Annotated in this window: 12 protein-coding genes; 10 read left to right on the top strand and 2 right to left on the bottom strand. The window is 68.4% G+C overall.

All coding sequences use genetic code 11. The features are described 5' to 3' along the window. The first annotated feature begins 260 nt into the window (after positions 1–260). Genes ACWH43_RS19075 through ACWH43_RS19085 form a run of 3 tightly spaced genes read left to right on the top strand, consistent with a single transcriptional unit; the run spans position 261 to position 4,923 of the window. A complete protein-coding gene (locus ACWH43_RS19075; RefSeq protein WP_260349276.1) occupies positions 261–2,360 on the top strand; it encodes a TonB-dependent siderophore receptor in 2,100 nt (699 codons plus the stop codon). Next, on the top strand, positions 2,354–3,949 hold the full coding sequence (gene fes / locus ACWH43_RS19080; RefSeq protein ID WP_158448001.1) for an enterochelin esterase: 1,596 nt from the start codon (positions 2,354–2,356) through the stop codon (positions 3,947–3,949). The genes ACWH43_RS19075 and fes overlap by 7 nt, the downstream gene beginning before the upstream one ends. A 35-nt stretch (positions 3,950–3,984) precedes the next feature. Beyond that, entirely contained in the window at positions 3,985–4,923 is a 939-nt protein-coding gene (locus ACWH43_RS19085) for a siderophore ABC transporter substrate-binding protein (protein WP_158448000.1), read from the top strand. 62 nt (positions 4,924–4,985) lie between these two features. On the opposite strand, the gene ACWH43_RS19090 is transcribed toward ACWH43_RS19085, so the two are convergent. Beyond that, entirely contained in the window at positions 4,986–5,879 is an 894-nt protein-coding gene (locus tag ACWH43_RS19090) for a LysR substrate-binding domain-containing protein (protein WP_158447999.1), read from the bottom strand. A 288-nt stretch (positions 5,880–6,167) separates the two neighbouring features. Here ACWH43_RS19090 and ACWH43_RS19095 point away from each other — a divergent pair, with 288 nt between their 5' ends. The 7 genes from ACWH43_RS19095 to ACWH43_RS19125 all read left to right on the top strand — a co-directional run bounded on the left by ACWH43_RS19095 (position 6,168) and on the right by ACWH43_RS19125 (position 13,362). Next, a complete protein-coding gene (locus ACWH43_RS19095; RefSeq protein ID WP_260349277.1) occupies positions 6,168–7,121 on the top strand; it encodes an ABC transporter substrate-binding protein in 954 nt (317 codons plus the stop codon). Between the two features lie 60 nt (positions 7,122–7,181). Further along, positions 7,182–8,255: an ABC transporter ATP-binding protein gene (locus ACWH43_RS19100; RefSeq protein ID WP_158447997.1), complete on the top strand. Its 1,074-nt coding sequence runs from the start codon at positions 7,182–7,184 to the stop codon at positions 8,253–8,255. Then, entirely contained in the window at positions 8,248–9,111 is an 864-nt protein-coding gene (locus ACWH43_RS19105) for an ABC transporter permease (RefSeq protein ID WP_260349278.1), read from the top strand. Before ACWH43_RS19100 ends, ACWH43_RS19105 begins: the two co-directional genes overlap by 8 nt. Then, entirely contained in the window at positions 9,108–9,902 is a 795-nt protein-coding gene (locus ACWH43_RS19110; protein ID WP_158447087.1) for an ABC transporter permease, read from the top strand. The genes ACWH43_RS19105 and ACWH43_RS19110 overlap by 4 nt, the downstream gene beginning before the upstream one ends. Before the next feature lie 40 nt (positions 9,903–9,942). Next, a complete protein-coding gene (locus tag ACWH43_RS19115) occupies positions 9,943–11,064 on the top strand; it encodes an NAD(P)/FAD-dependent oxidoreductase (protein ID WP_158447995.1) in 1,122 nt (373 codons plus the stop codon). Positions 11,065–11,074: 10 nt separating this feature from the next. After that, a complete protein-coding gene (locus ACWH43_RS19120) occupies positions 11,075–12,127 on the top strand; it encodes an NAD/NADP-dependent octopine/nopaline dehydrogenase family protein (protein WP_158447994.1) in 1,053 nt (350 codons plus the stop codon). 80 nt (positions 12,128–12,207) lie between these two features. Beyond that, positions 12,208–13,362: a pyridoxal-phosphate-dependent aminotransferase family protein gene (locus ACWH43_RS19125; protein ID WP_158447993.1), complete on the top strand. Its 1,155-nt coding sequence runs from the start codon at positions 12,208–12,210 to the stop codon at positions 13,360–13,362. A gap of 417 nt (positions 13,363–13,779) precedes the next feature. Here ACWH43_RS19125 and ACWH43_RS19130 read toward each other — a convergent pair whose 3' ends face one another. Then, complete coding sequence (locus tag ACWH43_RS19130; protein ID WP_158447992.1) at positions 13,780–15,036, bottom strand: LVIVD repeat-containing protein; 1,257 nt, start codon at positions 15,034–15,036, stop codon at positions 13,780–13,782. Positions 15,037–15,073: the final 37 nt, after the last annotated feature.

Consider the following 15,073-nt stretch of genomic DNA (forward strand, 5'->3'; position numbering starts at 1 on the left):
TTTAAGTATTCTAAAGAAGGTAATCGTCCGCCATGGAGCGTTTACGCATAAGTTTTTGCTGAAATCGGCAAAAAGTAAAGCTTTGACAAGCAAACGACCCAATCACATTTTGCGCTGCAACCTTGGCGCGTTGCGCTTCCTGCTGGCTGGGCACCCGAATGACACTGTTACCGACCTTTGATTGGCTGCCCGTGACGGCCGGCCGCCGGACCTCCGTGGCAGCGGCCCGTTCCTTCGCCTTGCTGGCCGGAGCCAGCCTGATGGCCCTCCTGGCCGGGCATGCGCGGGCCCAGGAGGCGCAGGGCGCCGCCATCGAGCTCGATCGCATCACTGTCCAGGGCGAAACCGGCAACGGCCCCGTCCAGGGCTATATCGCCCAGGTCAGCCGCGCAGGCAGCAAGACCGACACCCCGATCGAGAAGACCCCGCAGTCGGTCAGCGTGGTGCCGCGCCAGCAGATGGAGGACCAGTCCGTCAACTCGGTCGCCGAGGCGCTGCGCTACACGCCGGGCGTGATGACGGAATATCGCGGCTCCTCGAACCTCCATGACGAGATGTTCGTGCGCGGTTTCGCCTATGTGCCGCGCTATCTCGACGGGCTGCGCTACGGCTCGGATTCGTTCGGGCAGGTCGATCCCTACCTGCTCGAACGCGTCGAGGTGCTGAAGGGGCCGGCCTCGGTGCTCTACGGCCAGGCCAATCCCGGCGGCATCGTCAATCTGGTGAGCAAGATGCCGCAATTCGCGGCGCATCGCGAGGTCTTCGTCAGGACGGGGAACCGGTCGCGCGCCGAGGCGGGCTTCGATATCGGCGGCCCGGTCGGCGAGCACTTCGCCTATCGGGTGGTCGGTCTCGGCATGAGCGTCGACGGCCAGGAGGACCATGTCGAGCAGAAGCGCTTCGCCATCGCACCGTCCTTCACCTGGCGCCCCAGCGACCAGACGCGGCTGACCGTGCTCGGCTTCTACCAGAACGAGCCGGATGCCGGTTACCGGAACTTCCTCGAATCGGCCGGCACCCGCTACCGCTCCGCCTATGGCTATGTGCCGCGCAGCTTCTTCATGGGCGACCCGAATTTCGACCGGTACAAGCGCGAGCAGAGTTCGATCGGCTACCAGTTCGAGCACCGCTTCAACGATATCGTGACGGTTCGGCAGAATGCGCGCTACAGCGTGATCGACACCGACTTCCGCACGATGGTCGAATGGAGCATGGGATCGGGCGCGAACCAGAACCTGTTCACCCGCAAGGCCGGCGCCGGGCCGGAAAAGCTGAACCAGTTCGTGATCGACAACCAGGTGCAGCTCGACTTCCTCACCGGCCCGCTGAAGCACAAGGTTCTGACCGGCTTCGACTACCAGTGGTCGAAGCGCGACTACCAGTGGGGCTATGCCAGCGGAACCAGCACGATCGACTGGACCAACCCCGTCTACGGCGACCCCGGCGACACCAATGTCGTCTACAGCACGGATACGCGGACCCGCGCCCGCCAGCTCGGCGTCTATGTGCAGGACCAGATCGAGATCGGCCGCCTGAACCTGCTGTTCGGCCTCCGCCGCGACTGGGCCGAGACCAGCGTGACGGACCACCTCGCCGGCAATGCCAAGACCTCGGTCGACAGCAGCGCGACGACCTGGCGCGCGGGGGCGATCTACAATTTCGACAACGGCCTGGCCCCCTATGTCAGCTACAGCACCTCCTTCGAGCCCGTCCTTCAGACGCCGGCCGCCGGGCAGGCGCCGTTCAAGCCGACCGAGGCCCGGCAATTCGAGGCGGGGCTCAAATTCGCCCCGCAGGGCGCCAACTATCAGGTGACGGCGTCCTATTACGACCTGACCCAGCAGAACGTCCTGACGCGCAAGACCTTCGCCGACCCCTATACGCAGATCGGCGAGATCCGGAATCGCGGCTTCGAGCTCGAGGCGCGGGCCGAGGTGCTGGAGGGGCTGACCCTGCTCGCCAGCTTCAGCCACATCAAGTCCGAGGTGACGGATTCGCTGGACAGCACGATCCTGCACAAGATGCCGACGCGCATTCCGCGCAATCAGGGCTCCCTCTGGGCCAAGTACGATTTCCGCGGCGGCGCGCTCGCCGGCCTCAGCCTCGGCGGCGGCGTCCGCTATATCGGCGAGAGCTGGGGCAACGACACCAATACCTTCAAGGTCCCGGAGGTCGCGCTGTTCGACGCCATGATCAGCTATGATTTCGGCAAGACCAATCCGACGCTCAAGGGGCTCAGCGCGCAGCTCAATGCCAGCAATATCGCCGACCGCCGCTATGTCTCCTCCTGCAACAGCGCCTATGCCTGCTGGTGGGGCGCCGGACGCGTCGTAACCGCGCAGCTCAAATACACATGGTGAGCCTGTCCCGATCATCGGCGCTCGTCGCCGCGATGCTCACGGTCGCCGGCCCGGCCGCCGCCCTGACGAGGCTCGCCCCGAATCGGCCGCAGACGGTGGCGCTGAAGCAGGCGGCGCCGGAACGCTTCGATCCGCAGGCCCGGGCCGGGGACTATCTCGCCGGCTTCGTCGATGGCGGCCCGGCCGGTTCCGTGACCGTCGATCTCGCGGATGCGGATGGCGGGCCGGTCAGGCGGCTGGTGACGGCGGGGCGCGGCCGCAGCGAATTTCGCTTCGTGGCCGAGAAGGCCGGACAGGTGTTGCAGGTGACGGCCGCAAGCCCGGGCAGCGTGACGATCGGCCTGTCCCAGCACCTCGCGCGGGAGCAGCAGAGGTTCACGCCCCAGCCGCCGCTGAGCCCCGCGATCGCAAGATTATCCGCCGAGATCGCGGCCGGCGGCACCGCCGACGCGTTCTGGCAGGAGGCCGAGCGGACAGGCGCGCCTCTCGTCGAGCCGGGCCCCGACGGGAAGACCATCCTCACCTTCCTGTATCGCGGGGCAAGGCGCAATGTCCGCATTTTCGGCGCGCCGAGCGGCGACCATGACGAGATGCAGCGCCTGCCCGGAAGCGATGTCTGGTATCGCAGCTATCTCGTGCCGGCGGAGACGCGCCTCTCCTACAAGCTCGCGCCCGACGTGCCGGACCTGCCGGGCTCCGCCCGCGAGCGCCGCATCGCCATCCTCGCCACGGCGCAGGCCGACCCGCTCAACCGGCATTCCTGGCCAGGCGACGCGCCCGACCGCTTCAACCGGGAATCGACCGTCGTCTTGCCGGCCGCGCCGGCGCAGCCCTGGCTCGACCGGGCCCAGGCGCCTGCCGGGACGGCGACGGACGGCTCCATCGCCTCCTCTCGTCTCGGCAACAGCCGGCAGATCACGATCTATCGCCCGCCGGGCTTCGATGCGGGCCGCCCCGACAATCTCCTGCTCTTCGTCTTCGACGGCCCGGAATACCAGTCGAAGGTGCCGACACCGCGCATGCTCGACGCGATGATCGCGGCGGGCGCCCTGCCGCCGACCGTGGCGGTCTTCGTCGCCAATGCCGACCGCGAGGCGCGGGGGCGCGAATTGCCCGGCAATCCCGCCTTCGCCGACTTCATGGCCGAGGAATTGCTGCCGCGGGTCCTGGCGGAGACGGGGCTGAAGCACGATGCGGCGCGCACCATCCTCGCCGGATCGAGCTTCGGCGGGCTCGCGGCTGCGACGGTCGCCTTCCGGCACCCGGCGCGGTTCGGCAATGCGATCAGCCTGTCCGGCTCGTTCTGGTGGCATCCCCCCGGAAGCGACCCGGCCAGCCCCAACCACGTCGCCGCGCTCTTCGCCCGCTCGCCGCGCCTGCCGGTGCGCTTCTTCCTGAGCGCCGGCCTCTTCGAGGGCGGCAGCCCCTCTCATGGCGACGGCATCCTCGAAACCTCACGACATCTGCGCGACGTGCTCGTTGCACGCGACTATGAGGTGACCTATCGCGACTATGCCGGCGGCCACGACTATCTCGTCTGGCGCGGGGCGCTGGCCGACGGCCTGCTGGCGCTGTTCGGCAGACGCTAGATCATCGCTGGCGCATCGCTCCAGGAGTCCGAACCATGCCATGTGACCGCCGCCAGTTCCTGCGCCAGATCGCCGGCGCTGCCCTGCTCGCCATCCCCGCGGCCGGCGGCCGGGCTCATGCCGCGCCGGTCACGGTGAAGCATGATCGCGGCGAACTGTCCCTGCCCGGCATTCCCGCCAGGGTCGCGACCTTCGACCTGACGGCGCTCGACACGCTGGATGCGCTCGGCGTTCCCGTCGCCGGCGTGCCGGATTTCACCATGCCGTCCTATCTCGCCGGCTATGCCGACAAGCGCTATGCGCGGATCGGCTCGCTCTTCGAGCCCGATTACGAGGCGCTGAGCGCGCTTGGCCCGGACCTCATCATCGTCGGCGGCCGCTCGCGCGCGAAATATGCCGAACTCTCCCGGATCGCGCCGACGCTCGACCTGACCGGCGACGCCGCCCAGCCCTATGCCAGCGACCTGGTCAACATCGCGACGCTGGGCCAGCTCTTCGGCAAGGACAGGGAGGCGGCGGCGCTGGTCGCGCGCATCCAGGCTTCCGTCGCCGCATTGCGCCAGAAGGCGATGCAGGCCGGCAAGGGCCTTTTCCTGCTCGTCACCGGCGGCCGGATCAGCGCCTATGGTCCGGGCTCCCGCTTCGGCATGATCCACGACGTCTTCGGCGTCGCCCCGGCCATGACAAACATCAAGCCCGGCGTCCATGGCCAGCCGATCTCCTACGAGCTCATCCGGAAGGCGAACCCGGACTGGCTCTTCGTGCTCGATCGCGACGCCGCCATCGGGCGGCAGAAGGAAGGCCAGGCAGCGGCGACCCTGCTCGACAACGAGCTCGTCGGGCAGACGACGGCCTGGAAGACGAAGCAGGTCGTCTATCTGGACGCGCCCGCCTGGTATCTCTCCGGCGGCGGCGCCCAGTCGCTGCAGGGTGCGATCGACCAACTGACGCAGGCCTTCTCGCGGCCGCGCTGAACGCAGCGCCCGAGACCGGGCGACGGGGATGGCCGCACGCTTCCCAGCAGGATCGGGATGCGTCAGGGAGCGAGGCAATCGCTGCGCAGGAAGCGCATGAACTCGTTCACGAGCTCGGTCCGTGGACTGTGCGAGGGGAAGAGCACGCCGAAATTGTAAGGTACGTCGGGCTGGAAACGGCGCCAGACCAATCCCCTGGCGGCAAAGGCGCCGGCCGTGAAGCGGTCCGTGACCGTAACGCCCACTCCATTCGCCACCAATTCGCAGGCTATGGCGGCGATGGGCGTATCGACACGGATGTCCGGTACGGCGCCCGCGTCGTCCAGCGCCTGCTGCAGCGGCAAATGCACGAAGCTGTCGCGTCCCTTGCCGACGAAGGGCAGCCCGTGCAGATCCCGCGGCGTGACGACCTCGCGCCCGGCCAGCGGATGGTCCGGCTGCATCACGCAGACCCCGATGGCCGGGTCGAAAAGCTCGATGTCCACGCCCGGCTTTTCCATCGGCAGCATGGCGAAGCCGATATCGAACTGGCGCGTCGAGACCCAGGACGCGATGGTTTCGGAGCGCTGCACCTGCAAGGCGGCCGCCACCCCCTGCCGGGCCGCCAGGAAACGCGCCAGCGCGGCCGGCAGAAACTGATGGGCCAGCGCCGGCATGCTGACGATCCGGAGCTGCTCCACGCGCCGCTCCCTGATCTGCGCGGCCCGCTCGGCGATGCGCTCGAGCCCGACGAAGCTGCGCTCGACCTCGTCATGGAGGGCAAGCGCCTCGGCCGTCGGCCAGCTCCGCCCGTCGGCGCGGGTGAACAGCGCGAATCCGAGGCGTTCCTGAAGCTCCTTCAGGAGCCTCGATATCGAAGGCTGCGACGTTCGCAGCAGGCGCGCGGCCTGGGTAAAGCTGCCGACATGCAAGACGGCGTTGAAGGCCTCCCAATGCTTGTGGCTGATCTGCGTCACATCAAGGCGCCTCGAAGCCGGAGGATCCAGACTGCCGGTGCTGTCGGGCGCGGGCGGCAGGCCGCCGCCACGAGGCGGTCGAACCTACTCATATCAAATCCGGATCGAGCGATCCAGATTTCGTCAATTGACATATAACCCTCTCGTCGAAACCCTGCGGTCAACCAGGATAAGAACCGAGGGGTCGAAGCTATGAGTTCTCCACGTCGCAGAATCCGTCCGACGGCAATCGGGGCGGCGCTGCTGGCCATGGCGGCGGTATCGTCCGGCGCCCGCGCGCAGGATACCATGTATGTCGCGGGTTATGGCGGTTCCTTCGAGCGGCTCATGCGCGAATCCGTGATTCCGCCGTTCGAGAAGGCCAACAACGTCAGGATCGAGTACGTCGCCGGCCAGTCGACCGCGACGCTGGCGAAATTGCAGGCGCAGCGCAGCAAGCAGGAAATCGACATCGCGATCGTCGATGACGGCCCGATGTACCAGGCCGTGCAGTTCGGCTTCTGCGCGCCGATCCAGAAGGCGCCCGTCCTCGACGACATCTATCCGATCGCGAAATTGTCGGAGCAAGCGATCGCCTTCGGCATCGGCGTCACCGCGCCGGTCTACAACACCAAGATCTTCAAGGAGAAGGGTCTTCCGGCCCCGGCATCCTGGGCGGATCTCGGCAACAGCGCCTATAAGGGCCAAGTCGCGCTGCTCGGCGCCGCCAGCACGACCGGCCTCCACGGCCTGATCATGGTCGCCCGCGCCAAGGGCGGCGGCGAGGCGAATATCGACCCGGGCTTCAAGGCCTTCAAGGAGGAGATCCGCCCGAACATCGTGACCTTCGCCCCCTCCGCCCCGAAACTGGAGGAACTCCTGCAAAGCGGCGAGATCGCCATGACGGTCATCGCCCGCTCGCGCGCCGTCGCCCTCAGGAAGGAAGGCCTGCCGCTCGAGGCGGTGGAGCCGAAGGAAGGCGCCGCCGCCCTGATGGTGACGATGTGCCCGGTCGTCGACAGCGACGTCCCCGCGCAATCGCAGAAATTCATCCAGCACATGCTCTCGCCCGCCATCCAGAAGGTCTTCGCCAAGGCGGGCTACGGGCCGGTCAACCGGAAGACCGAGCTCAGCGCGGAGGAGAAGGAGGGGCTTGCCGTCGGCGACGAGGCCGTCGGCAAGCTCGCAAAGATCGACTGGCCGGTGGTCAACCAGCACCGCGCGGCCTGGACGCAGCGCTGGAATCGCGAAGTGGAACGCTGATCCTTCCCGGCCCGGCCGGCTTCGCCCGGCCGGGGCATTCCAGAACGGACTTTCCAGACAATGGCTAAGATCGCGCTCGAGGCGCTCACGAAGCGTTTCGCTGCCTTCACGGCGCTCGCCGGCATCGACCTGGCGATCGAACCGGGAGAATTCGTCGGACTTCTCGGGCCTTCCGGCTGCGGCAAGACCACGACCCTGAACATCGTGGCGGGGTTCGAGGAGCCCAGCAGCGGGCGCGTCCTTCTGGACGGCCGGGACCTGGCGGGCGTGCCGGCGAACCGGCGCGGAATGGGCATCGTGTTCCAGAGCTACGCCCTCTTTCCGCACATGACCGTGGCGGAAAACGTCTCCTTCGGGCTGGAGATGCGCGGGATCGGCCGCGCCGAGCGGGAGGGGAAGGTCCGCCAGGCGCTCGACCTGGTGCATTTGTCGGCCATGAGCGAGCGCTATCCGCGCCAGCTTTCCGGCGGGCAGCAACAGCGGGTCGCGCTGGCGCGGGCCCTCGCCATCGAGCCCGCCCTCCTCCTGCTCGACGAGCCGCTGTCCAATCTCGACGCCAAGCTGCGCGAGGAGATGCAGATCGAGATCCGCGCCATCCAGCGGCGCGTCGGCACGACGACGATCATGGTCACGCACGACCAGGCCGAGGCCCTCGCGACCTGCGACAAGATCGCCGTGATGGATGCCGGCCGCATCGTCCAGCTCGCCGACCCGCTGACGCTCTACGACGCGCCAGCCAGCCGCTTCGCCGCCGCCTTCGTCGGGCGATCCTCCCAGATCCCGGCCAAGGTCGCGGCCGTCGACGGGGCGCTCGCGCGCCTGCGCATCGACGGCCTGGCGACGGAGGTCGGCGGGCGGCTTCGCCATTCGCTGGCGGCGGGGGACGCCGTCTCGATCGCGCTGCGCCCCGAGAAGGTCCGGCTCGGCGCTCCCGGCACGGGCACGGTCGAGGGCCTCCTGCAATCGCGCGTCTTCCAGGGCAATTGCTGGCTGTTCTCGGTCGACACCCAGGTCGGCGCCGTGCTCGTGTCGGAGCCGCATCGCGGCGTCCCGCGCTTCGGGGAAGGCGATGCGGTGTCGATCGCCTGGGCCGCGGAAGATGCAGCCATCGTCCCGGAGGCCGCCCATGGCTAGCGCCAGGCGCCGGAGCGCGCCCTATCTCCTGAGCCTGCCGGCGCTGCTGTTCTTCGCCGCGCTGCTGGTCACTCCCCTCGTGATGATCGCCGGCCTGAGCTTCCAGGCCTTCGACCTGAACACGGGCCGGACGGGCGGCCTGACATTCGGCAACTACGCCGATACGCTGGGGGACCCCTATTATCACGCCATCTTCCTGCGCACGGTCGGCATCGCGCTGGCGACGACGGCGATCTGCATCCTGATCGGCGCCCCGGAAGCCTATTTCCTGTCGCGCATGCGCGCTCCCTGGCGCTCGATCTTCCTGATCGTGACCTTGAGCCCGCTGCTCATCTCGGTCGTCGTGCGCACGCTGGGATGGGCCCTGCTCTTCGGCCGGAACGGCGTGATCAACCAGGTCCTCGCGGCCCTCGGCCTCGCCTCGAGCCCGATACCGATGCTCTATACCGTTCAGGGCGTCGTCATCGCGCTGGTGCATGTGGCGGTGCCGTTCATGGTAATCTCGGTCTGGGCCGCGCTGCAGCGCCTCGACCCCAAGGTGATCCGGGCGGCGAGCTCGCTCGGCGCCAGCGAATTCACGGTCTTTCGGCGCATCGTGCTGCCGCAGGTCGTCCCGGGCATCCTGTCGGGGTCGCTGATCGTCTTCGCCCTGGCGGCCAGCGCCTTCGCAACCCCGGCGATCATCGGCGGGCGGCAGCTCAAGGTCGTCGCCACGGCGACCTACGACGAATTCCTCGGGACGCTGAACTGGCCGCTCGGAGCCGCGATCGCCATCGTCCTGCTCGCCGTCAACGCCGCGATCATGCTGACCTATAACCGCATCGTCGAGCGGCGCTATGCGAGGTTCGCGCAATGAGCCGCAACGGAGCCTTCGCGATCGCCTTCCACACCCTGTTCGTCGCCTTCATGCTGGCGCCGCTGGTGGTGGTCATGTGGATGTCGCTGACGCCCGCGAACCTGCTGTCCCTGCCGACCTCGGCGCTCTCGCTGCGCTGGTTCCGGGCCATTCTCGACCATAGCCAGTTCATCGACGCCTTCTGGTTCAGCATCCTGCTGGGCTTCCTCTCGGCCACGCTGGCGATGCTGCTGGCCGTGCCGGCGGCGCTCGCCCTGGCGCGCCATCGCTTTCCCGGGCGGGAAGGCCTGGTCGCGCTCTTCCTGTCGCCGCTAATCATCCCGCATGTCGTGCTCGGCGTCGCCTTCCTGCGCTTCTTCACGCAGATCGGGACGACGGGAACCTTCGCCGGGCTTCTCGGAGCTCATGTGCTGGTGATCTTTCCCTATGGGCTGCGCCTCGTCCTGGCGGCCCTGACGACGAGCGATCCGGCCATCGAACGCGCGGCGATCTCGCTCGGAGCCTCACGATGGACCGTGTTCCGCCGGGTGCTCCTTCCGCTGATGATTCCCGGCGTCGCTGGCGGGTGGGTCATCTCCTTCATCCAGAGCTTCGACGAGGTGACGATGACCGTGTTCGTCGCGACCCCGTCCTCGATGACGCTGCCGGTACGCATGTACCACTACATCGAGGAGTCGATCGACCCGCTGGTCGCCTCGGTCTCGACCGTCGTCATCCTTCTCACCTTCCTGCTCATGGCCGTCGTGGACCGCATCTACGGGCTCGACCGCATCCTGGTCGGCAAGGGCTGAACGCCCCGCCGATCGACCCCGACCTCTCGAGGACTGGACAATGAAAGCAATTGTTGTGGGGGCCGGCGTCGTCGGCTCGTCGGTGGCCTATCGCCTCGCGCAGGCCGGAGCGGATGTGACCGTCGTCGAGGAGCGGCGGCCCGGCGGCGGCACGTCGAGCGTGACCTATGCCTGGGTCAACGCCTGCGAGAAGCTGACATCCGAGGCCTATTTCCGGCTCAATTTCGCCGGGCGCCAGGCGCATGAGGCGATTCTGGCCGAATTCCCCGGCGCGAATTGGTATCACCGGCCCGGCGTGCTGCAATGGCAGGACGCGGAAGCGGAGGCCGGCGGCCGCGACGGCAGCGATCCGATGGCGAAGCTGGAGCAGCTCGTCGCCTGGGGCTATCCGGCGGAGGTCCTCGGGCTGGACGACGTGCGCCGGCTCGAGCCGGAGATCAATCCCGAGGCGATCGGCAGCGCGCCCGTCATTCACTACCCCCGCGACGGCTGGCTCGACCCCGTCCCTTATTCCGGCGCCCTGATCGGCGCGGCCCGGGAGCGTCACGGCGCCAGCCTCCTCGAGGCTCGCGCGGCCCGGCTGATGCTGGCCGGGAACCGCTGCGGCGGCGTCGTGCTGGAGGACGGCCGCACGATCGAGGCCGACGTCGTGGTGAATTGCGCAGGCCGGTGGCTCAACGACATCGTCCCGGCGCCCGAATACCGCATCCCGCTGGCGCCGACGCTCGGCATCGTCGCCTATACGCCACCCGCCGGCGCCCCTCTCAGAAGCGCGCTTCGCACCCCGCTGATCAATATGCGCCCCGATGGCGGCGGCCGTTTCCTGCTGCGCTCGAACGAGCTCGACCGCCTGCTCGCCGACGACCAAGGCGCCCTGCCCGGCCATCCGCTGGCGCAGGAGCTGATGCGGCGGGCCGCCAGGACCGTTCCGGCGCTGAAGAACGTCCCCGTCGAGGCCGTCCGCATCGCGACGCGCCCCATTCCGCAGGACAGCTACTCGGCCGTCGGCCCCGTTCCGGGCCTGTCGAACTACTATGCGGTGGTGACGCATAGCGGCGTGACGCTGGGAGCCTTCCTGGGCGAAGCCGTCGCCGACGAACTCGTGCATGGGCGCAGCCGCGACGAACTCTCCGCATTCCGCCCCAGCCGCTTCTTCAATTGAGGATCGCCCGATGCGCGTCGCCATCATGGGAGCCGGCGCTGCCGCCTTCGCCGCAGCCGCCTTTCTCGCCGAACGCGGGCACGACGCCGTGCTCTGGTCGCCGAGCGGCAGGAGCACGGAGGCGCTCGCCGCGGGAGCCGCACTCGTCAGCGAAGGAAAGATCGAGGGAGAATTCCGGCCGGACGTGGCGAAGAGCTGCGAATCCGCGCTCGCAGGCGCCGACGCGGTGCTGGTCGCCCTGCCGGCGAACGGGCACAAGCACGTCATGGACGCCATGGCGCCGCTGCTCCGGGCGGGGCAGCCCGTCATCATCTCCTCGCATGCCTCGCTGGGCGCCTTCTACCTGTCGCGGCTGCTCGCGGACCGCGGCGTCGAAGCGCCCGTCGTGGCGCTGAGCACCACGATTCTCCGCTCCCGCCGCACCGGCCCCCACACGGTCAGGATCGCCACGATCCGCAGCAAGGTCGATATCGCCACCCTGCCCCGCCGCCTGGCCGACGAAGGGCTCGCGCTCTGCCGCAGCCTGTTCGGCGACCGCTTCCGCGCCGTCGACGGTCTCCTCGCCGTCTCCCTCAGCAACGTCAATCCGCAAAGCCATATGGCGCTGGCGCTCGCCAACTTCACCCGCATGGAGAAGGGAGAAGCCTGGGGCCAGAGCGAGAACATGACGATGGCGGTCGGGCGCCTGCTGGAAGCGATCGATGCGGAGCGGCTGGCCCTGGCCGCGGCCTTCGGCGTGCAGGTGAGAACGATGCGCGAGCACTATTCGCTGACCTATGGCGTGCCGGACGCGCCGCTGGGCGAGACCTCGCGGATGCTCGCCGGGACGCAGCCGGTCACGCTCGGCCCCGCCACCATCGAGACGCGCTACACGCTGGAGGACGTGCCCTTCGGGCTTCTGCCGCTGGCCGAGCTGGGGCGCCTCGCCGGAGTGCCGATGCCGCTGCATCAGGCGGGCCTCGCCATCTTCTCCGCCCTCTACGGCCGGGACCTCGCGCAGGACAACGACATCCTGCCCGCCCTCGCCCGGAGAGGGTTGTCGCGCGAGCAGTTGCTGGCCTGAGGCCGCAGGCGGCGGGACACGACGAACCACGAAGCCAAACACGGCCGCCGCGGCGCGGCCCATTGACCGGAGGCGAGGCCATGCAGGGGCGGCACTTTCTGAACATCCCGGGACCGAGCCCGATTCCGGACCGGATCCTGAGAGCGATCGCGATGCCGATCATCGACCATCGCAGCGCGGCGTTCGCGGAACTCGGCCGAACCGTCCTGGAGGGTTGCAAGACCGTGTTCGGGACGACCCAGCCGGTCGTGATCTATCCCTCTTCCGGGACCGGCGCCTGGGAAGCGGCGATCGTCAATACGCTGTCCCCCGGCGACACCGTGCTGATGGCCGAGACCGGGCATTTCGCGACGCTCTGGAAGGCGATCGCGGCGCGCTTCGGGATCGAAGTCGCCTTCATCCCCGGCGACTGGCGCCGCGGTGCCGATCCGGACGCGATCGAGGCGCATCTCGCGGACGACAAGGCGCACCGCATCAAGGCGGTGATGGTGGTTCACAACGAAACCTCGACGGGAGCGACCAGCCGGATCGCCGAGATCCGCAGGGCGATCGACGCCGCCGGACACCCCGCCCTCTTCATGGTCGACACGATCTCGTCGCTCGCTTCCGTCGACTACCGGCACGACGAATGGCAGGTCGACGTCACGGTCTCCGGCTCGCAGAAGGGGCTGATGCTCCCGCCGGGACTGAGCTTCAACGCGGTTTCGCAAAAGGCGCTGGCTGCGGCCAGCTCCAGCAGGATGGCGCGCTCCTACTGGGACTGGCAGGAGATGATCAAGCTCAACGCCGGCGGCTTCTTCCCCTACACGCCGGCGACGAACCTGCTCTACGGGCTCAGGGAAGCGCTGGCGATGCTGCAGGAAGAAGGGCTCGCCAACGTGTTCGCGCGCCATCGGCGCCTCGCCGATGCCTGCCGCGCTGCCGTTCAGGCCTGGGGGCTGGAGGTGCTGTGCGAAGTCCCGGCGGAGCAATCGCCGGTGCTGACGGCCGTGATGATGCCGGAAGGGCACGATGCGGACCGCTTCCGCCGGATCGCCCTCGAGCGCTTCAACATTTCGCTCGGTTCGGGGTTGGGCAAGGTCGCGGGAAAGGTCTTCCGGATCGGCCATCTCGGCGAATGCAACGAACTGAGCCTGATCGGCGCGCTGGCCGGGGTCGAGATGGGGCTCGCGGCGGCGGACGTCCCGCACCAGCGAGGCGGCGTCGACGCGGCGATGGCCTTGCTGCGCGACTGAGCCAAGGCGCGCGCCCAAGCCGAAATCCGCGAGAGGACGGGATCCGCGGGTCGCGTTCCGTGGACGGGCGGGAAGATGCCCGTGCCCGACCGGTCGGCCCCACAGGAAGCACCCCGCCCTTGCTCGGCGGCGGGCTCGCCTCGCCGCCGGCGCCTGCCGCGCTCCTCGCTGCGCGCGAACATCAGCCCCGCCATCGCGGCGGCGGCCTGCATCGTCATGACCCTGACCTTCCTCCTGCTCCTGGCCCTGAAGGGGGACCGCGCTTCTCCAGGCTCTGCGCAGGAAGCGGAAGAGCGAGGCCGCCGCAGGCTGACGCCCTGCTTCCGCCTCGGCTTTTCGAGACCCGCATTCCCGTTTTCGGGGCCGATGCTCCGGGCCTTGCGGCGGGGCGCCCCCCAGTTCCGCGGCAGCCGCCGCTCACACCGTCAGTTCGAGGATGGAGAGCCCGCCATTGTAGTCGTTGGCGTAGACCAGCCCCTCCCTGTCGACATAGACGTCGCAGGACTGGATGACCCTGGGGCGGTTGGGGCGATGGTCCATCAGCCGCGGCGGCTGCGGCGGAACGAAGGCGGCGATCTCCTCGGGCCGGAACGGGTTGGCGATGTCGTAGACCCGGATCCCGGCGTTCTGCTGCGTCGCGAAAATGCGCCGGTCGCTGACGAAGCCGTCGGGGCGGTTCTCGTAGATGTTGTGGGGGCCGAAATGGCCGCCCTTGCGGCGGTAGTCGGCATCGTCCGGCTCCGGGCAGGTCGAGATGCTGATGGGCTTCATCGGATCGCGGACATCGAACAGCCAGATCGGCTTGAAGCCGTCCTCATAATCGTCGAGCACGGCTTCGTCGGCGACGACGAGCAGGTCGCGGGCCGGCAGATGCAGGCAGTTATGGGTGCCGCCGTTGAAGGGCGGCGACCAGTTGTGGTGGAGCTTCAGGGCCGGAGCGGCCGGGTCCGCCACGTCGATGACGACGAGGCCGGCATCGCGCCAGGCGCCATAGGCCGTCGTCCCGCTGACCGTGGCGTGATGCAGGCCGAAGCGGCGATGCGCCGGCCAGCTCGGGGTTTCGCCGGCGGCCGCGTTCATGCCCGGCAGCCAGACCCGGCCGCCCTCGCGCGGCCTGGTCGGATCGGCCAGGTCGACGGTCATGAAGATGTAGTCGGTGAAGCCGTCGAGCAGCGCCGAGACATAGGCCCAGCGCCCGCCCGTGTACCAGATGCGGTGGATTCCCCCGCCCGCGACCGGCAGGAAGCCGATCTGCCGGGGGTGAGCCGGGTCGGCGATGTCGTAGACCGCCATGCCGGCCGTCCAGTTCCGGACCGCCGGGCTGCTCGCGGCGGTGCCGACCTTCTCGCCGAGCGCCCCCGAATAATAGTTCTTCTCGTCCTGGAACTCGGCCGAGGCGAACATGTCCTTCGCGTTGATGACCAGCAGGAGGTCGCCGAAGGTCTGGAGATGGATGTTCCAGGTGTTCGGCGGCGCCGGGATGTAGTTCACCGCCCTGGGCCGCCGCGGATCGCGGACGTCGACGACGCTGAACCCCTTCGAGAACATGTGGCCCGTGATGGCATGGCCCTTGTTGACCATGAGCTGGACGCCGTCGGGGCGGCCGCCCTGGTCGGAATGGCCGATCAGCTTGAGGTTGCGGGCATAATCCGGCTTCGGCAGGTCCTGTGACATGGTCGATCCAGGTTTTGGAGCGTGGAGGGGAAGCATC

The sequence above is a fragment of the Allobosea minatitlanensis genome (assembly GCF_964020775.1).